Source organism: Comamonas sp. w2-DMI (genome assembly GCF_040187735.1).
In the GTDB taxonomy this organism is placed as follows: domain Bacteria; phylum Pseudomonadota; class Gammaproteobacteria; order Burkholderiales; family Burkholderiaceae_C; genus Comamonas; species Comamonas terrae.
In genome coordinates this window covers 81,783-99,505 of record NZ_JBANEL010000010.1, presented here as the reverse complement: position 1 = coordinate 99,505, position 17,723 = coordinate 81,783, and the positions used below count along the sequence as shown (strand labels likewise).

Genomic DNA, 17,723 nt, shown 5'->3' with positions numbered 1-17,723 from the left:
ACCCGCCGGCCCCGCCGCGGGTTGCAAAACATTGTCACTGCCGCCAGAGGCAAGCGGGCGGCCGGCCCTGGCCGTTCAGGGGCGCGGCCGGGGCGGCTGCCCGTCCTCCGGCTTCTGCTCGGCGGCATCGCGCGCAGCGGCCGGCAACTCCCCCTTGTGCCGACCGGAAAACATGGTCCACCACACAATAGCGACCAGAATCGCCAACGCCAGCAGCGCTTCAAGCAAAATCAGAACCATGAATTTCCATCTCCTGCGCCATGCCTTGATGGCGCTGATTGTAGGGACCCTGGTGGCCTGCACCACCACCAAGCAACAGCACGATCCTTCGCCGGTTCCCGAGCTGCAGCCGCACGGCGGCGGCGCGGCCGCCCGCCCGCCGCTGGCCACGAACACGCCCACCAAGAGCCGCTGGGTGGCCGTGGACTGGAGCGAGCTGCCGGGCGTGCAGCAGGACTCGTTCAGCGAGGCCTGGAATGCCTGGATCAAGAACTGCGAGCGGCCCAATACCGTGTTCGCCGGACTGTGCCGCGAGGTGCGCCAGCTCAGCATCGCCGACGAGGATGCGCAGCGCAGCTGGCTGATGGAAAAGCTGCAGCCCTACCGCCTCGAGGCCGTGGGCGGCGGCCCCGACGGCCTGCTGACCTCCTACTACGAGCCCATGTTCGATGCCCAGCGCATACCCGGCAACGGCTACAACGTGCCGCTGTACCAGACGCCGCTGGGCCTGGGCAAGCGCAAGCCCTGGTACACGCGCCAGCAGATCGAGACCCTGCCCGAAGCCCAGGCCGCGCTGGCCGGCCGCGCCATCGCCTGGCTGCGCGATCCCGTGGACGCGCTGATCCTGCACATCCAGGGCTCGGGCCGGCTCAACATCACCGAGCCGGACGGGCGCCAGCACCTGATCCGCGTGGCCTTTGCGGGCACCAACGACCAGCCCTACAAGAGCGTGGGCCGCTGGCTGCTGGACCAGGGCCTGGTGCGCGACGCGACCTGGCCCGGCATCAGCGCCTGGATCGCCGCCAATCCCGGGCGCGTGAACGAAATGCTGTGGAGCAATCCGCGCTATGTGTTCTTCCGCGAGGAGCCGCTGGAGGGCCTGGATGTGGCCTTCGGCCCCAAGGGCGCGCAGGGCGTGGCGCTGACGCCCGGCCGCTCGATCGCCGTGGACCGCAACAGCATTCCCTACGGCACGCCGGTGTGGCTGTCCTCGCCCGGCCCCACGGTGGCGCTGAATCGCCTGGTGTTCGCCCAGGACACGGGCAGCGCCATCCTGGGCGCCGTGCGCGCCGATTTCTTCATGGGCTGGGGCCAGGAGGCCGGCGACCTGGCAGGCCGCGTGAAGCAGAACCTGCGCCTGTGGGCGCTGTGGCCGCGCAGCCAGGTGGGGCAGGCTCCGCATCTGAAGTGAAGCCCGGTGCGCTGCCGGCCGCAGCGCAGCAAAAAAGAGAGCTGCCATCGCTTCCTGCGTATTGCTTCCAGACAGCTATATGTCTGAAGTCTTTATGCAGACTGCGAGGGCAGCTCTTTTTTTGGGAGTCCTTGAGCCCCTGCCGCCTGCTACTGCGTATCCGCGAAATAGCGCTGCACCAGCGGCGGCTCCTTGCCCTGGTGGAAGGCCAGCTTGCGGTCGCGCAGCGCCACGTCGGCGGCCGTCACGCGGTCGAAGCGGCGCAGATGCTCAGTCCAGGATTCGTCGGTGATCTGCTCCACATAGCGCTCCGGATGGCTCATGCTGTGCAGCAGGTGCCAGGACAGCGCGCCCTGGCGCATGCGGCTGCGCCGGCTCTCCTGCATCAGCGCGCGGAATTCCGCGGCCCGCGCGGGATCGATGTGGTATTCGATGGTCACCACCACGCGGCCGGCCTCGGGCGGCACGTCGACCACGGGACGCTTGATGGCCTTGGACGGGCTCAGGTCCTCCTCGATCTGGCGGTCGCGGATCAGCCGCTGCACCGCCAGCATGGACAGCAGGCCGAAGGCCGCCGCCAGCATCAGACTGGCCTGCACGCTCAGCAGGCTGGCCACCTGTCCCCAGAGCGCCGCCCCCGCGGCCGTGCCGCCCATGATGGACATCTGGTAGATGGACATGCCGCGCGCCCGCACCCAGTTGGGCAGCGCCATCTGGGCCGAGACGCCCAGCGTGTTGGCCGTGGAGATCAGCGCCATGCCGGCCAGCATCATGGCGGGCACGGCCACATAGACATTGGGCGCCAGCGCCACGATCAGCGTGGCCAGGCCCTGCACGGCCGCGCCCAGCAGCACCAGCCGCTCCTTGGCAAAGGCCTGGCGCAGCCGCGGCAGGAACAGCGCGCCGACGATGGCGCCCGCGCCCATGGAGGCCAGCAGCAGCGTGAAGGTGTTGGCGCCCCCGCCGTCGGCCGCCGGGCCGTGCAGGCGCTGGGCCGTCAGCGGCAGCAGGGCCATGACGGCCGTGGACTGCAGGAAGAAGGCCACGGTGCGCGCCAGCACCGCGTGCATGCGCGGCGACTCCTTGACGAACTGCAGGCCCACGCGCATGGCCGAGGGCAGGCGCTCGCGGCCCAGCGGGTTCTCGTGGTGCTTGCGCTTCCAGCGGATCAGCACGAAGCCCGACACGATGGACAGCGCCGCGTTGAGCACGAACACCCAGGCACTGCCCAGGCTGGCGATGAGGGCGCCGGCCACCAGCGGGCCGATGATGCGCGAGGCGTTCATGGCCACGGCGTTGAGCGCCATGGCCGAGGGCAGGTGGTGCTTGGGCACCAGCTCGGGAATCAGCGCCGAGAACACCGGCCAGCGCATGGCCAGGCCGATGCCGTTGGCAAAGGTCAGCGCCAGCAGGATGTGGGCCGTCATGCGGCCCGAAAGCACGGCCAGGCACAGCACCAGCGCCACGGCGGCCACCCAGAACTGGGTGACGATGAAGTAGCGGCGCCGGTCCAGGATGTCGGCCAGCGCGCCGCTGGGCAGGCCCAGCAGGAACACCGGCAGCGTGGAGGCCGACTGCACCAGGGCCACCAGCACGGGCGAGGTGGTCAGCGAGGTCATCAGCCAGGCCGCCGCCACGTCGTTCATCCACATGCAGGTATTGGCCGCCATCCAGATCAGCCACAGCATGCGGAAGGTGGGCGTGGACAGCGGCGCCCAGACCGCGCTGGCCGCCTTCTGCGCCTGCTGGCTCTTGTGGCTTTCGGCCGCGGCCTGCGCGGCCCCGGCCACATCGCCCGGGGTCATGCCCGAAGGGTCTTCCAGCAGCGTGCCCGGCGCGCCGATGCCGGCCTCTCCGGCGGCGCCAGCACCGGGCGCGGCAGGCGGCGGGTGGCTGGGGCCGGCGGCATCGTCAGCCTGCGGCGCTAGGGGTGGGGAAAGATGATCGTCGGCCATTCAGCCACATTTTGCGGGCAAAAGTTCCGATGTGAACCAACGGGTGACCGCATTTGCAAAAACAGGCATGCAGCCCTCTTGCAACAAGCGCCTGTCGCTATTTTTTCAATAGCAAACCTCAGCCGGCCGGCTTGCCCCGCGGCCCCGCCGCATCGGGCGCCTGCCCGGCCATGAGCCCCAGATGGGCCAGCGGCAGCGCCGCGCTGGACTTGATCTCGCCCAGCGAGAAGCTGGTCTGCATGTCCTTCACATTGGGCAGGTTCAGCAGGGTGTTGCGCGCGAACTGGGCAAAGCTGTCCAGGTCGCGGGCCACCACCTGCAGCTCGAAGGTGCCGGTGCCGCTGATGTAGTGGCAGGACACGACCTCGGGCAGCTTGCGGATGGCCTCCTCCATTTCCTGCGTCAGCGCCCCGGCGGTCTGCACGGCGTCCAGCCGCACGAAGGCCAGCACGCCCAGGCCGATCTTGTGGCGGTCGATGTCGGCATGGTAGCCGCGGATGTAGCCGGCCTCCTCCAGCGCGCGCACGCGGCGCCAGCAGGGTGCGGCCGACAGGCCCACGCGCTGGGCCAGTTCGGCGTTGGTCAGGCGCGCATCGGCCTGCAGATGCGCGAGGATGGCGATGTCGAATTTATCCAGATCGTTCACAAAATGGCACCTTAGAGAAAGAATCTTTCTCAGAATAGCCGAAATCAAGCAAAGAAAGAAAAGACCTATCCGGCAAGACTGAATACACTGGAAATCGGCGATTCATTACCAATGACAAACGAGTCTTGCGCGTATCGCGGCCGGGATCTCCGGCCCTGCGACGCACGGCCACACACCATGGAGACAAGCCATGAATGCCCCACTGCCCCACGAAGTGCGCAAAGCACTCGAATCCGTCACGCTCGACGACAAATACACGCTGGAACACGGCCGCGCCTTCATGAGCGGCGTGCAGGCGCTGGTCCGGCTGCCCATGCTGCAGCGCCACCGCGATGCGGCCGCGGGCCTGAACACCGCGGGCTTCATCAGCGGCTACCGCGGCTCGCCCCTGGGCAGTTATGACCAGGCCCTGTGGGCCGCCAGGAAGCACATGGAGGCGAACCACATCGTCTTCCAGCCCGGCGTGAACGAGGAGCTGGGCGCCACGGCCGTCTGGGGCTCGCAGCAGCTGGACCTCTACCCCGAGAGCAAGAAGTTCGACGGCGTCTTCGGCATCTGGTACGGCAAGGGCCCGGGCGTGGACCGCTGCTCCGACGTGTTCAAGCACGCCAACATGGCCGGCACCTCCAAGCATGGCGGCGTCATCGCCATCGCCGGCGACGACCACATCAGCAAGAGCAGCACGGCCGCGCACCAGAGCGACCACATCTTCAAGGCCTGCGGCACGCCGGTGTTCTTCCCCAGCAACGTGCAGGACATCCTGGACATGGGCCTGCACGCCTTCGCCATGAGCCGGTTCTCGGGCCTGTGGTCGGGCATGAAGACCATCCAGGAGGTGGTGGAGTCCTCGGCCAGCATCTCGGTCGACCCGGACCGCGTGAACATCGTGCTGCCCGAGGATTTCCAGATGCCACCCGGCGGCCTGCACATCCGCTGGCCCGACCCGCCGCTGGAGCAGGAGCAGCGGCTGATGAACTACAAGTGGTATGCAGCCCTGGCGTATGTGCGCGCCAACAAGCTCAACCACAACGTGATCGCCACGCCGAATGACCGCTTCGGCATCATCGCCAGCGGCAAGGCCTACAACGACATGCGCCAGGCCCTGGCCGACCTGGGGCTGGACGACGACACCTGCCGCCAGCTCGGCATCCGCGTGCACAAGGTCAACGTGGTCTGGCCGCTGGAGGCCACGATCACGCGCGATTTCGCGCGCGGCCTGCAGGAGATCCTGGTGGTCGAGGAAAAGCGCCAGGTCATCGAATACCAGATCAAGGAAGAGCTCTACAACTGGCGCGACGACGTGCGCCCCAACGTGGTCGGCAAGTTCAGCGACGAGCACGGCGGCGAATGGTCGCTGCCCAACCCCAGCACCGACTGGCTGCTGCGCCCCAATGCCGACCTGACGCCGGCGCTGATCGCGCGCGCCATCGCCGCGCGGCTGCACAAGCTGGGCGTGCCCCAGCACATCGAGGCACGCATGCACGAGCGCATTGCCGTGCTCGACGCGCGCGAGGCCGCGCTCAAGGCGGCGCACGAGGTCGCCACGGGCGACCGCACGCCCTGGTTCTGCAGCGGCTGCCCGCACAACACCTCCACGCGCGTGCCCGAGGGCAGCCGCGCCGTGGCCGGCATCGGCTGCCACTACATGGCCACCTGGATGCCCGACCGCAAGACCAGCACCTTCACGCAGATGGGCGGCGAAGGCGTGACCTGGAGCGGCCAGGCGCACTTCAGCAAGGAAGAGCACATCTTCGCCAACCTGGGCGACGGCACCTATTTCCACAGCGGCCTGCTGGCCATACGCCAGAGCATTGCCTCGGGCGTGAACATCACCTACAAGGTGCTGTACAACGACGCCGTGGCCATGACCGGCGGCCAGCGCGTGGGCGAGCGGCCCGAGGGCCACTCGGTGCTGCAGATCATGAACAGCCTGGTCTCCGAAGGCGTGGCCAGGCTGGTCATCGTCACCGACGAGCCCGAAAAGTACGACGGCGTCAAGCTGGCCGAAGGCGTGACCGTGCACCACCGCGACGAGCTGGACCGCATCCAGCGCGAGTTCCGCGAGATCAAGGGCACCTCGATCATCATCTACGACCAGACCTGCGCGACCGAGAAGCGCCGCCGCCGCAAGCGCGGCACGCTGGCCAATCCGGCCAAGACCGTGGTCATCAACGAGCTGGTCTGCGAAGGCTGCGGCGACTGCTCGGTGCAGTCCAACTGCCTGTCGGTGGAGCCTGTGGAGACGGAATTCGGCCGCAAGCGCCGCATCAACCAGAGCAGCTGCAACAAGGACTTTTCCTGCGTCAAGGGCTTCTGCCCGAGCTTCGTCACCATCGAGGGCGGCACGCTCAAGAAGCCCAAGAAGGAGAAAAAGGGCGACCTGGGCCTGCTGCCGGCGATCCCCGAGCCCGCGCTGCCCGTGGCCGAGCAGGCATGGGGCATCGTGGTGGCCGGCGTGGGCGGCACGGGCGTGATCACCATCGGCTCGCTGCTGGGCATGGCCGCCCACCTGGAGGGCAAGGGCGTGATCACCCAGGACGCCGCGGGCCTGGCGCAGAAAGGCGGCTCCACCTGGAGCCACATCCAGATCGCCAACCGCGCCGAGGCCATCTACACCACCAAGGTGGACATGGCCAAGGCCGACCTGGTGATCGGCTGCGACCCCATCGTCGCGGCCACGCCCGCCACGCTGTCCGTCATGCAGCCCGGCCGCACCTTCATCGCGCTCAACAGCCATGCGGCGCCCACGGCGGCCTTTGTCGGCAACCCCGACTGGCAGTCGCCCGAGGACCGCTGCGCCAGCCTGCTGGCCCAGACCGTGGGCCAGGACCATGTGGGCAGCTTCAACGCCGAGCAGGCCTCGGTGGCCCTGCTGGGCGACAGCATCTATGCCAACCCCATGATGCTGGGCTACGCCTGGCAGAAGGGCCGCGTGCCGCTGACGCATGCCTCCATCATGCGCGCCATGGAACTCAACGGCGTGCAGGTGGCCAACAACCAGGCGGCCTTCGAATGGGGGCGGCGCTGCGCGCATGACCTGGCCTCGGTGAGCGCGCTGTACCAGGCCACGCAGGTGATCCAGTTCGTCAAGAAGCCCTCGCTGGACGAAATGGTGGCCAGGCGCGTGGAATTCCTGACCGGCTACCAGAACGCCGCCTATGCCCGCGAGTACCAGGACTTCGTGGCCCGCGTGCGCGCCCGGGAGGAAAGCCTGGGCCGGGGCACGCGCCTGTCGCAGGCCGTGGCCCGCTATCTGTTCAAGCTCATGGCGTACAAGGACGAGTACGAGGTGGCCCGCCTGCACACCGATGCGGCCTTCACGCAGAAGATCGGCGACATGTTCGAAGGCGACTACAAGGTCGTCCACCACCTGGCGCCGCCGGCCTCGGCACGCAAGGACGCGCAGGGCCATCTGGTCAAGAAGGCCTACGGCCCCTGGATGCACAAGGCCATGGGCGTGCTGGCCAGGATGAAGGGCCTGCGCGGCACGGCGCTGGATCCGTTCGGCAGGACCGCGGAGCGCCGCACCGAGCGCGCGCTGATCGCCGAATACCGCGCGTGCATCGAGACGCTGCTGGCCGGCCTCACCGCCGACAGGCTGGCGCTGGCCGTGGAGATCGCCTCCATTCCCGAGGACATCCGCGGCTACGGCCACGTGAAGGAAAACCACCTGGCCGCCGCGCGCACCAAGTGGCAGGCGCTGATGGCACGCTGGAATGCCCCTGCCCAAGTTGCGGCAGCGGTGAACTAATCCGGCGCAGCCGCATCACAACAGGGCCGGGGCAACCCGGCCTTTGCTTTCCCCAGGTCTTTGTCCTGGCTGTGCTGCCCGATGCCGGCCATGCCTGACAATGGCCGCGGAACATGTTTCCGTGCGTCGGCGACTCTTGTTTTAATAGCTGCAAGCGCTTGATACTGCTCAATTTCAAAACACAACACACCCGAATCCGAGCAGATTCGCACGCCAGCAGCTAGCGTTTCAGAAGCATCCGACGGCAGACGGACTGTCCCCCGGCAAAGGCCCGGGCGGCGCCCTGCCCTGCCGGCTCGGGGAACAACGCAGCCGAATACAATGTTCCGTTACTCTGCGACACCGGCCCTGCCGGTTCGCGACGCCCTTGTTGTGATTGGAGTTTGATCCGTGTTTATTTCTTCCGCTTTCGCCCAGACCGCCCCCGCTGCTGCCGCCGAGGGCGGCTTCATGGGTTCCCTGACCGGCATGCTGCCGCTGGTGCTGATGTTCGTGGTGCTGTACTTCGTCATGATCCGCCCCCAGATGAAGCGCCAGAAGGAACACCGCGCCATGGTCGACGCGCTGGCCAAGGGCGACGAAGTGGCGACCGCCGGCGGCATCATCGGCAAGGTCACGCGCCTGGCCGAGCAGTTCATCTACATCGAAGTGGCCGCTGGCGTGGAAGTCCAGATCCAGCGCTCCGCCGTGGTGCAGGTGCTGCCCAAGGGCACGTCCAAGTAAGCCTGGCCTGTCTTTTGAAGAGAGGGTACGGCGCCGGCGACGGTGCGCGTACCCGTTGTGCGTTGCTGTAATTCAAAGAGCGCGATCATGAACCGATATCCGGTCTGGAAGTACGCGATCATCGTGATCGCGCTGCTGGTGGGGGTGCTCTACACCCTGCCCAATTTCTTCGGTGAAGCGCCTGCCGTGCAGGTGTCTTCGGGCAAAGCCACCGTCAAGGTGGACAACGCCGTGCTGCAAAAAGTGCAGGCGGCGCTGGATGCCGCGGGCGTCAAGCCCGATGCGCTGTCGCTGGAAGGCACTTCGGTGCGGGCCCGCTTCAACACGCCCGACGAGCAGCTCAAGGCCAAGGACGTGATCCAGAAGTCGCTGATCACCGACCCTGCCGATCCCGCCTACATCGTGGCGCTGAACCTGGTGTCGCGCTCGCCCGACTGGCTCACGGCCATCGGCGCCAAGCCCATGTACCTGGGCCTGGACCTGCGCGGCGGCGTGCACTTCATGCTGCAGGTGGACATGGCCGCGGCCCTGACCAAGAAGGCCGACAGCTACGCCGGCGACCTGCGCACCACCATGCGCGACAAGAACATCCGCCACGGCGGCATCAGCCGCGACGGCAACAACGTCAACATCCGCGTGCGCGACGAAGCCACGCTGACGGCCGCGCGCAACCTGATCTCCGACCAGTTCCCCGACCTGACGACCACGTCCGCGCCCGACGGCACGGGCTTCACGCTGCAGGCCACGATCAAGCCCGAGGCCCTGCGCAAGGTGCAGGAGCAGGCGCTCAAGCAGAACATCATCACGCTGCACAACCGCATCAACGAACTCGGCGTGGCCGAGCCGGTGATCCAGCAGCAGGGCCTGGACCGCATCGTCGTGCAGCTGCCCGGCGTGCAGGACACGGCCAAGGCCAAGGACATCCTGGGCCGCACGGCCACGCTGGAGGTGCGCATGGTGGACGAGTCCGCCGAGGCGCGCGCCGCCGAGATGGGCACGGGGCCCGTGCCCTTCGGCTCCGAGAAGTACCTGGACCGCAACGGCCAGTCCATCATCGTGCAAAAGCAGGTGACGCTGACCGGCGAGAACCTGACCGACGCCCAGCCCGGCTTCGACAGCCAGACCCAGGAGCCCACCGTCAACCTGACGCTGGATGCCAAGGGCTCGCGCATCTTCAAGGACGTGACGCGCGAGAACGTGGGCAAGCGCATGGCCATCATCCTGTTCGAGAAGGGCAAGGGCGAGGTCGTCACGGCTCCCGTGATCCGCTCCGAAATCGGCGGCGGCCGCGTGCAGATCTCGGGCCGCATGACCACCATGGAAGCCAACGACACGGCCCTGCTGCTGCGCGCCGGCTCGCTGGCGGCGCCCATGGAGATCATCGAGGAATACACCATCGGCCCCAGCCTGGGCGCCGACAACATCAGCCGCGGCATCCACTCCGTGGTCTGGGGCATGGTGGCGATCGCCGTCTTCATGTGCGTGTACTACCTGCTGTTCGGCGTGATCTCCACGATCGCGCTGTCGGTCAACGTGCTGCTGCTGCTGGCCATCCTGTCCATGCTGCAGGCCACGCTGACCCTGCCCGGCATCGCCGCCATGGCGCTGGCGCTGGGCGTGGCCATCGACTCCAACGTGCTGATCAACGAGCGCATCCGCGAGGAGCTGCGCGGCGGCGCCTCGCCGCAGGCCGCCATCCACGCGGGCTACGAGCACGCCTGGCACACCATCCTGGACTCCAACGTGACCACGCTGATCGCGGGCCTGGCCCTGCTGGCCTTCGGCTCGGGCGTGGTGCGCGGCTTTGCCGTGGTGCACTGCATCGGCATCCTGACCAGCATGTTCTCGGCCGTGTTCTTCTCGCGCGGCCTGGTCAACCTCTGGTATGGCGGCCGCAAGAAGCTCAAGAGCGTGTCCATCGGCCAGGTCTGGAAGCCTGAAGGCTCCGACCTGCGTTCCGTGGCCAGCCGCCGCGTCGGCGACTAAGGAGAAAGACCATGGAATTTTTCCGCATCAAAAAAGACATTCCGTTCATGAAGTACGCGTTGGTCTTCAACGCGATCTCCTTCATCACCTTTGCGCTGGCCGTGTTCTTCCTGTTCTCGCGCGGCCTGCACCTGTCGGTGGAGTTCACGGGCGGCACGGTCATGGAAGTGGCCTACACCCAGCCGGCCGACATCGGCAAGGTGCGCGAGAGCATCTCCAAGCTCGGCTATGCCGACGTGATCGTGCAGAACTTCGGCACCTCGCGGGACGTCATGATCCGCCTGCCCGTGCAAAAGGGCGTGACCTCGGCCCAGCAAAGCGAGCAGGTGCTCACTGCGCTGAAGGCCGAGGATGCCGAGGTGACGCTGCGCCGCACCGAGTTCGTGGGTCCGCAGGTGGGCGACGAGCTCATGCACAACGGCCTCATGGCCCTGGGCTTCGTGGTGCTGGGCATCGTGATCTACCTGGCGTTCCGCTTCGAATGGAAGTTCGGCGTCGCGGCCATCATCGCCAACCTGCACGACGTGATCATCATCCTGGGCTTCTTCGCGTTCTTCCAGTGGGAGTTCTCGCTGTCCGTGCTGGCCGGCGTGCTGGCCGTGCTCGGCTACTCGGTCAACGAGTCGGTGGTGATCTTCGACCGTATCCGCGAGGCCTTCCGCAAGTTCCGCAAGCTCAACACGCACGAGGTGATCGACCACGCCATCACCTCCACCATGAGCCGCACCATCATCACCCACGCCTCCACCGAGGCCATGGTGCTGTCGATGTTCTTCTTCGGCGGCCCCAGCCTGCACTACTTCGCGCTGGCGCTGACCATCGGCATTCTGTTCGGCATCTATTCGTCGGTGTTCGTGGCGGCGGCCATCGCCATGTGGCTGGGCGTCAAGCGCGAAGATCTGGTCAAGTCCACCAAGGCTGCGCAGGACCCCAACGACCCCAATGCCGGAGCCGTGGTCTAGCGCCCAGCCGGCTTACACTTTGGGAATGACTCCCACGCAGTCTTCCTCCATCGCGCCTGCCGCCCGGCAACAGCTGGGCTGGCAGGCGCGCCTGCGTTGGGTCCACGGTATCTGCAGGGGGCTGCCCGCCATCGTCCAGCAGCTGGACTTCTTCCTGGACCAGCAAAGCGGCAGCACCGGCACGCAAAAACAGCTGCAGGAGCAGCGCGATGCCTGGCTGGACTTCCAGGAGCACAAGGCCGCATGGGTGCAGGGCTGCAGCCAGGCCCTGCAGCAGGCCGCACGCCAGCTGCCCGCGGCCCCTGCCCCCACGGCCCGCAGCTCGGGGCCGCTGACGTTCGAGCTGCTCAGCGACGACGTGGTGGAAAACAAGATCCTGGCCTCGCGCATGGCCCTGACCATGGGCGAGGCCACGCAGCCGGGCTTCGATGCCATGCGCGCCCGCATGCAGGCCCTGGAAGGCCGCGAACTGGCCGCCCAGGACATCTTCCGCGTGGAAGCCGTCTGCCTGCACCTGGTCGAGCAGTGGACGGCCAGCGGCATGCGCCGCGAGCACTTGCAGCGCTGCGCGGAGCCGCTGCAGCATGCCCTGGCCAGCCTGCTGGCCGCCGAATACGGCATTCTCCATCAGCTGCTCGACGCCAAGGGCGTGACGCGCGGCCAGGATGGCGCGATGAAGGTCAAGCGCACCGAAGGCGCCCCGACCACCCGCGCCATGCACCTGGCGACCGGCATGGCGCCGGCGGCTGCCGGCTCGGCCAGCGCGTTTGCCCCATCCTCCGGCATGCCGGCAGGCACCGCCTGGCAGACCGCCGCCATGGGCGGCCTGCCCGGAGAGCCCGCCGGCCCGAATGTGCTGGCGCGTGCCCGCCACCGCGCCCAGGATGCCGTGAACCAGCTGCGCCGGCTGCTGAGCCAGCCCGCCATCGGCATGCCGGGGCTGGTACCGGGCATTGCGGCCACCGCTCCGGCGCCTGCTTCGGCCGCGCTGGCCCAGGCCTTGCGCGAGCAGCACATGGCGGCCCTCACGCAGTACCAGCACCTGGCCGGCCGCGGCCCGGATGCCGCCATGGCCATGGACTACAGCCCCGCGGCACTGGACCAGCTGGCCCATCTGGTGCGGGAGCGCTCGGCCGACTGGAAGAAGAAGGCTACGACGAACAGCGAAAAGGCCACCATCGAAGTCGTGGCCCTGATGTTCCAGAGCATTCTGTCGGAGGACCGCATTCCGCCGTCCATCCGCGTGTGGTTCGCGCGTTTGCAGGTGCCCGTGCTGCGCGTGGCCCTGGCCGAGCCCGAGTTCTTCAGCAATCTGACCCATCCGGCGCGCAAGCTCATCGACCGCATGGGCTCCTGCGTGATGGGCTTCGATGCCAGCAGCATTTCGGGCAGCGCGCTGGAGGCCGAGATCCGCCGCGTGGTGCAAGTCATAGAGCAGTACCCGGAAACCGGCCAGAAGGTGTTTGCGCTGGTGCTGCGCGAGTTCGAGGAGTTCCTGTCCCGCCACCTGACGCAGCCCCGGGCCACGGCCCGCATCGCCAGCGTGGCCCAGCAGGTGGAGCAGAAGGAAACCCTGGCCATCCAGTACACCATAGAGCTGCGCAACCTGCTCGCCGACATGCCGGTGCGCGAGGAGGTGCGCGACTTTCTGTTCAAGTCCTGGGCCGACGTGCTGGCCATGGCCACCGTGCGCTACGGTGCCCGCGATGCTCGCGCCATGCGCTTCAAGCAGGCGGCCAGCGAGCTGGTCTGGTCTGCCAGTGCCAAGCCCTCGCGCCAGGAGCGCGCGCGCGTCATCCAGGCGCTGCCAGCCCTGCTGCAGACACTGCGCGAAGGCCTGGCCCTGGTGAATGTGACGGGCAGCGAGCAGTCGGCCAGGATCAAGAAGCTCACCGACACGCTGGCCGAAGCCTTCGTCGCCAAAGCGGCCGCCATTCCCGCCGAGCGCATCGATGCCATGGCCCGGCGCCTGGCCGAACTGGAGCAGTTCATCGGCGAGGACGGCAAGATCGAGGACACGCCGCTGTCGCCCGAGAACATCGAAATGCTGCTGGGCCTGGACACGGCCAGCCTCCAGGTGATCGCCAATACCAATGCGCCGGTGGATGCCGCGATGCTGCAATGGGCGCGCTCGCTGGAAACCGGCCGCTGGTTCACGCTGGACCATAACGGCACGCGGGTCCATGTGCAGTACGCCTGGCGCAGCCGCCGCCGACAGCTGCATCTGTTCGCGGCATTGGACGGCAGGTGCTATCTGCTGCAGCTGCAGCGCATGGCCGCCTACCTGCAGGCCGGCCTGCTGGCGGCGCACGACGAGGAGGCACTGACCGTGCGTGCCACGCGCGAGGCCGTGCAGAAGATCCAGGCCAACCCGGAACGGCTGGTTTGACCGCCGGGCGGCTGCGGCGCATCCCCGGCAGAGGCAGCGGCGCCGTCGCAAGGCCGCCCATGCGACAAGGCGGTGAGACCGGCCAGGCGCTTGCACGGCCTGTTCGGTCCGGACCGCGCGGGATTCCAGGGCCGCAGCCCGGCTGGCGGGTTCAGCCGCGCACCAGCCGCTGGTACATGCCGCCCGGCAGGCGCGCCACGCAGCCGTCCAGTTCCAGCTCCATCAATTGGGCCTGCAGCTGGGCCGCATTCCAGCCGGTGCGGTCCACCAGCTCGTCCAGCGGCACGGGGTCATGGCCCATGGCGGCCAGCAGGGGATGCTCGGGGGCATCTTGGATCTCGCGGCCCGCTACCGTTATGGAAGCACCTGACGCTTCTCCAGCAATCGCCTCCAGCCCCTGCAGCTCTTCAAGAATATCCTCCACCGTTTCCACGAGCTTGGCGCCCTGGCGCAGCAATGCGTGGCAGCCCCTGGACTGGGGGGCGTGGATGGAACCCGGGATGGCAAACACCTCGCGGCCCTGTTCGCTGGCCAGGCGCGCCGTGATCAGCGAACCCGATTTCAGCGCCGCCTCCACCACCAGCGTACCCTGGCTCAGGCCCGAGATGATGCGGTTGCGCTGCGGAAAGTGGGGCGCCAGCGGGCCGGTGCCCAGCGGATATTCGCTCACGACCAGTCCATGCTGCGCCACCTCCCGGACCAGGCCGGCATGGCGGCGCGGGTAGACCTGGTCCAGCCCCGTGCCCACCACGGCAATCGTGACAGGTGCCGGCGCCTGCGCCGCAGCCTTCAGCGCGCCCTCATGCGCGGCGGCGTCTATGCCCTGGGCCAGCCCCGAGACAATGCACAGGCCGCGGCTTGCAAGCGCTTCGGCCATCTGCCTGGCATTGACCAGCCCCTGGGCCGACGGGCTGCGGCTGCCCACCACGGCCAGTGCATGCGGGTAGGGAAACCAGGGCGCTTGCGCGGCCAGCAGCTGCGCCGGCCCCTGTACATAGAGCAGCAGGGGCGGGTCCTGGGTCTGCAGCAGCGCATCCGGATATTGCACATGGCCCAGCGGCACCATGGCATGCACAATGCCTGGCGCCGGCTGCGCCAGCCACTGCGCGGTGGCCTCGAGCTGCTGCTGCCAGCGCTCGGGCAGGACCGCGAGGGCGCGGACCTGGGCCTCGGTCGCGCATTCGCGCCAGGCACCGGGCCCCAGCTCCCAGATGCCCTGCGCACTGCCCGCCCGGGCCAGCAGCTTGCGGGCCGTGGTGCGGCCCACGCCGGGCGTGAGCAGCAGGCGCAGCCAGGCGGCCGCTTCGTCGTCGAGCCGGCCGTCATGGCGGGGAAAGTCGGTGGTTTCCTGGGCCATGGCAGCTGCGGCTTTCGCTAATCGGCCTGCGGCGCCTGCAGGCGGTCGCCCACCTGCACACCGCGGCGTGCCGTGGTGATCAGCGCATAGGAGACGCGGTCGAAGACCTTGAACACCATGGCGTAGCCGTTGCGCTCGTCGGGCAGCTGGATGGCTTCGGGGCGTTCGCCGGTCTTGTCCACGATGCGCGCGCCCGCGCTGATCACGCGCAGCACCGTGCCGACCTCCATGCCGTCCCGCTGGCCCCTGTTGATGGCCACCACCTGGTTCTGCGTGGCATACAGCACCGAGGCATCGCCGTAGATGGACACCACGGCGGCCTGCACCGGCCCCTGCGGCGCATGCGGCACATAGTTCAGGTATTGCTGAGCCGGCGCCGGCAGCAGGCGGTCGCCGGCGCGGATCTCGTTCTTGGCCTTGGTCAGGTCCACCGTCGCCGGGGTGGCCTGGCGCCGCTGCCCCCCCTTGCCGTCGGGCAGCTCCACCACGGTCTCGCCTTCGACCAGCGAGGCATTGCCCAGGTACTTGGCCTCGTAGCCCAGGATCTCCCCGGTCACCGGGTCCTTGAGCGGGATGGCGTCGCGGAAGATGCGAAAGCGCCGCGGCAGGTCGCCGCCGGCGAGCAGGGGTGCCTCGGCGCTGCCGCGCACATAGGCGCGGTCGCCGCTGGCCATGAGCACGCGGCGGTCGGTGGTCGCGACGATACGCGGCGCGCGCTGCAGCGTATCGGCGTCCACGATCAGCGGTTCGGCCAGGAAGGGCTCGACCAGATGGGGCGGCAGCGTGGGCAGCGCCATCTCCGACAGCGACTTCTCGCGCGTCTGCGGCGACAGCCGCACCACGCCGGCCTCGCCGTCGGGCGCCGTGGTCGAGAGCCTCGCATAGCCGTTGCTGCGCACCAAATACAGCACCTGGCCCGGGTAGATCAGGTGCGGGTTGGCAATGCTGGACAGGTTCATGCCCCACAGCTCGGGCCAGCGCCAGGGCTGGCGCAGATACAGGCCCGAGATGCCCCACAGGGTATCGCCGCGCTTGACGGTGTAGCGCTCGGGCGCACCGGCGGCCAGCTCGCTTTCGGGAATGCCCTGCTGGGCGACCTGCTGCGCGGTGGAACGCTGGACCGCTGTCACGGGATAGGTCTGTGCGCAGGCCGCAGACAGGGCGGCAAGCAGTGCGGCTCCGGCACTCCAGGCCCGAGCGGTGGCAAATGCGGTCATGAAAATCCTTCTTGATGGGGAATTTGTCAGCAGCGTCCCTCCCAGGCGCTGCAATAGGGCCATCTTGGCACAAGCGGCCGCACAGGTCTTACAAAATATCGCAAATTCTCGATGCAAGGCCTTGATAGATCAACGCTTATTGGCGTGCAGCCATGCGTTGCAGGGCAAAAGTTGGGACAATAACGACACATTCATCTCGCTGCCATGGCCATTCTTTCGATTCTTCGCTATCCCGATCCCCGCCTGCACACCGTCGCCAAGCCGGTGGCGCAAGTGGATGAACGCATTCAGACATTGGTCAAGAACATGCTCGAGACCATGTATGACGCACAGGGCATCGGCCTGGCCGCCACGCAGATCGACGTGCACGAGCGCGTCATCGTGATCGACGTGTCCGAAGAGCGCAACGAGCCGCTGACGCTGATCAACCCGGAAATCGTCTGGGCCAGCGAGGAAAAGCAGCTCGGCGAGGAAGGCTGCCTGTCCGTGCCCGGCATCTACGACGGCGTGGAGCGCTCCACGGCGGTCAAGGTGCGCGCCCTCGACGAGAACGGCCAGAGCCGCGACATCGAGGCCGAAGGCCTGCTGGCCATCTGCATGCAGCACGAGATGGACCACCTGATGGGCAAGGTGTTCGTGGAGTACCTGTCCCCGCTCAAGCGCAACCGCATCAAGACCAAGCTGCTCAAGCAACAGAAGCAGGCTGAAAAGGGCTAAGAACGTGTTCACCACCCGCTTGACGACAACGCTTGCCGCCCTTGCGCTGGCGGCTGGACTGGCGGGATGCATGGTGCCCCAGTGGCAAAAGCCCGGCATGCCCCAGGCCGAGATCGAAAAAGGCATGGGTAAGCCCACGCTGGTCGTGCCCCTGCCGGACGGCGGCACGCGCCTGCTCTACAGCCAGCAGCCCGCAGGCCAGCAGGTCTACCACATGGACTTCGACGCCCAGCACCGGCTGGTGCGCGTGACGCAGGTGCTGGACACCACGCACTTCTTTGCCTTGCGCAACGGCGTGGACACGCGCGACGACGTCTACCGGGAATTCGGCCCGCCGGCCAAGGTCGAGAAGGTCTACAGCTTCAAAGGCGACATCTGGACCTACCGCTTCATGGACAATGGCAATCCCAGGCGCGCCCATGTGCATATCGATCCGCAGGGCGTGGTGCAGAAGGTCATGTTCACCGACGAGAGCATGTACCTGCGAGAACCCAGGAGATGACTCCCCCGGAAATGGCTCCCCCTGAGGCGCTGCGCGCCTTCCCCCAGGGGACGACGCCATCGCTGCGAGGCGGCTCTTGCTCGGCGTCCCTAGCTTGAACTGCGCCA

Annotated in this window: 13 protein-coding genes; 8 read left to right on the top strand and 5 right to left on the bottom strand. The window is 67.6% G+C overall.

Features of this window, described 5'->3' with window-relative positions; translation table 11 throughout:
• Nucleotides 1–75: 75 nt before the first annotated feature.
• Entirely contained in the window at nucleotides 76–240 is a 165-nt protein-coding gene (locus V8Z74_RS12530) for a hypothetical protein (protein WP_349709521.1), read from the bottom strand.
• Here V8Z74_RS12530 and mltA point away from each other — a divergent pair.
• Complete coding sequence (gene mltA, locus V8Z74_RS12525; RefSeq protein WP_349709520.1) at nucleotides 239–1,411, top strand: murein transglycosylase A; 1,173 nt, start codon at nucleotides 239–241, stop codon at nucleotides 1,409–1,411. The genes V8Z74_RS12530 and mltA overlap by 2 nt on opposite strands.
• Nucleotides 1,412–1,560: 149 nt before the next feature.
• Here mltA and V8Z74_RS12520 read toward each other — a convergent pair whose 3' ends face one another.
• Together V8Z74_RS12520 and V8Z74_RS12515 are read right to left on the bottom strand one after the other, a co-directional pair.
• A complete protein-coding gene (locus V8Z74_RS12520) occupies nucleotides 1,561–3,366 on the bottom strand; it encodes an MFS transporter (protein WP_349709519.1) in 1,806 nt (601 codons plus the stop codon).
• A 118-nt stretch (nucleotides 3,367–3,484) separates the two neighbouring features.
• Complete coding sequence (locus tag V8Z74_RS12515) at nucleotides 3,485–4,012, bottom strand: Lrp/AsnC family transcriptional regulator (RefSeq protein WP_349709518.1); 528 nt, start codon at nucleotides 4,010–4,012, stop codon at nucleotides 3,485–3,487.
• 190 nt (nucleotides 4,013–4,202) lie between these two features.
• Between V8Z74_RS12515 and V8Z74_RS12510 the strand changes: the two genes are divergently transcribed.
• The 5 genes from V8Z74_RS12510 to V8Z74_RS12490 all read left to right on the top strand — a co-directional run bounded on the left by V8Z74_RS12510 (nucleotide 4,203) and on the right by V8Z74_RS12490 (nucleotide 13,823).
• A complete protein-coding gene (locus tag V8Z74_RS12510; protein ID WP_066474278.1) occupies nucleotides 4,203–7,763 on the top strand; it encodes an indolepyruvate ferredoxin oxidoreductase family protein in 3,561 nt (1,186 codons plus the stop codon).
• 390 nt (nucleotides 7,764–8,153) lie between these two features.
• The gene (yajC, locus tag V8Z74_RS12505; protein ID WP_066474281.1) at nucleotides 8,154–8,486 is read left to right on the top strand and encodes a preprotein translocase subunit YajC; all 333 of its coding nucleotides are present in this window, start codon (nucleotides 8,154–8,156) and stop codon (nucleotides 8,484–8,486) included.
• 87 nt (nucleotides 8,487–8,573) lie between these two features.
• Nucleotides 8,574–10,472, top strand: coding sequence for a protein translocase subunit SecD (gene secD, locus V8Z74_RS12500; RefSeq protein ID WP_066474284.1), 1,899 nt, complete (start codon nucleotides 8,574–8,576; stop codon nucleotides 10,470–10,472).
• An 11-nt stretch (nucleotides 10,473–10,483) separates the two neighbouring features.
• Complete coding sequence (gene secF / locus V8Z74_RS12495; protein WP_066474288.1) at nucleotides 10,484–11,434, top strand: protein translocase subunit SecF; 951 nt, start codon at nucleotides 10,484–10,486, stop codon at nucleotides 11,432–11,434.
• Between the two features lie 25 nt (nucleotides 11,435–11,459).
• Nucleotides 11,460–13,823, top strand: a complete 2,364-nt coding sequence (locus V8Z74_RS12490; protein WP_349709517.1) for a DUF1631 domain-containing protein — start codon at nucleotides 11,460–11,462, stop codon at nucleotides 13,821–13,823.
• A gap of 151 nt (nucleotides 13,824–13,974) precedes the next feature.
• Here V8Z74_RS12490 and dprA read toward each other — a convergent pair whose 3' ends face one another.
• Both dprA and V8Z74_RS12480 read right to left on the bottom strand, forming a co-directional pair.
• Nucleotides 13,975–15,180 (bottom strand): DNA-processing protein DprA, encoded by a 1,206-nt coding sequence (gene dprA, locus V8Z74_RS12485; protein ID WP_349709516.1) that lies wholly within the window; start codon nucleotides 15,178–15,180, stop codon nucleotides 13,975–13,977.
• A 17-nt stretch (nucleotides 15,181–15,197) separates the two neighbouring features.
• Entirely contained in the window at nucleotides 15,198–16,397 is a 1,200-nt protein-coding gene (locus V8Z74_RS12480) for a LysM peptidoglycan-binding domain-containing protein (protein WP_349709515.1), read from the bottom strand.
• A 204-nt stretch (nucleotides 16,398–16,601) separates the two neighbouring features.
• Between V8Z74_RS12480 and def the strand changes: the two genes are divergently transcribed.
• Both def and V8Z74_RS12470 read left to right on the top strand, forming a co-directional pair.
• Nucleotides 16,602–17,114, top strand: coding sequence for a peptide deformylase (gene def, locus V8Z74_RS12475; RefSeq protein ID WP_066474306.1), 513 nt, complete (start codon nucleotides 16,602–16,604; stop codon nucleotides 17,112–17,114).
• A 70-nt stretch (nucleotides 17,115–17,184) separates the two neighbouring features.
• The gene (locus tag V8Z74_RS12470; RefSeq protein ID WP_349709554.1) at nucleotides 17,185–17,616 is read left to right on the top strand and encodes a hypothetical protein; all 432 of its coding nucleotides are present in this window, start codon (nucleotides 17,185–17,187) and stop codon (nucleotides 17,614–17,616) included.
• Nucleotides 17,617–17,723: the final 107 nt, after the last annotated feature.

Excerpts from the sequence above, each read along its gene's own strand:
- mltA (WP_349709520.1), top strand. The coding sequence starts at position 239 with ATGAATTTCCATCTCCTGCGCCATGCCTTGATGGCGCTGATTGTAGGG.
- V8Z74_RS12530 (WP_349709521.1), bottom strand. The coding sequence starts at position 240 with ATGGTTCTGATTTTGCTTGAAGCGCTGCTGGCGTTGGCGATTCTGGTC.
- V8Z74_RS12520 (WP_349709519.1), bottom strand. The coding sequence starts at position 3,366 with ATGGCCGACGATCATCTTTCCCCACCCCTAGCGCCGCAGGCTGACGAT.
- V8Z74_RS12510 (WP_066474278.1), top strand. The coding sequence starts at position 4,203 with ATGAATGCCCCACTGCCCCACGAAGTGCGCAAAGCACTCGAATCCGTC.
- secD (WP_066474284.1), top strand. The coding sequence starts at position 8,574 with ATGAACCGATATCCGGTCTGGAAGTACGCGATCATCGTGATCGCGCTG.
- secF (WP_066474288.1), top strand. The coding sequence starts at position 10,484 with ATGGAATTTTTCCGCATCAAAAAAGACATTCCGTTCATGAAGTACGCG.
- V8Z74_RS12490 (WP_349709517.1), top strand. The coding sequence starts at position 11,460 with ATGACTCCCACGCAGTCTTCCTCCATCGCGCCTGCCGCCCGGCAACAG.
- dprA (WP_349709516.1), bottom strand. The coding sequence starts at position 15,180 with ATGGCCCAGGAAACCACCGACTTTCCCCGCCATGACGGCCGGCTCGAC.
- V8Z74_RS12480 (WP_349709515.1), bottom strand. The coding sequence starts at position 16,397 with ATGACCGCATTTGCCACCGCTCGGGCCTGGAGTGCCGGAGCCGCACTG.
- def (WP_066474306.1), top strand. The coding sequence starts at position 16,602 with ATGGCCATTCTTTCGATTCTTCGCTATCCCGATCCCCGCCTGCACACC.
- V8Z74_RS12470 (WP_349709554.1), top strand. The coding sequence starts at position 17,185 with ATGGTGCCCCAGTGGCAAAAGCCCGGCATGCCCCAGGCCGAGATCGAA.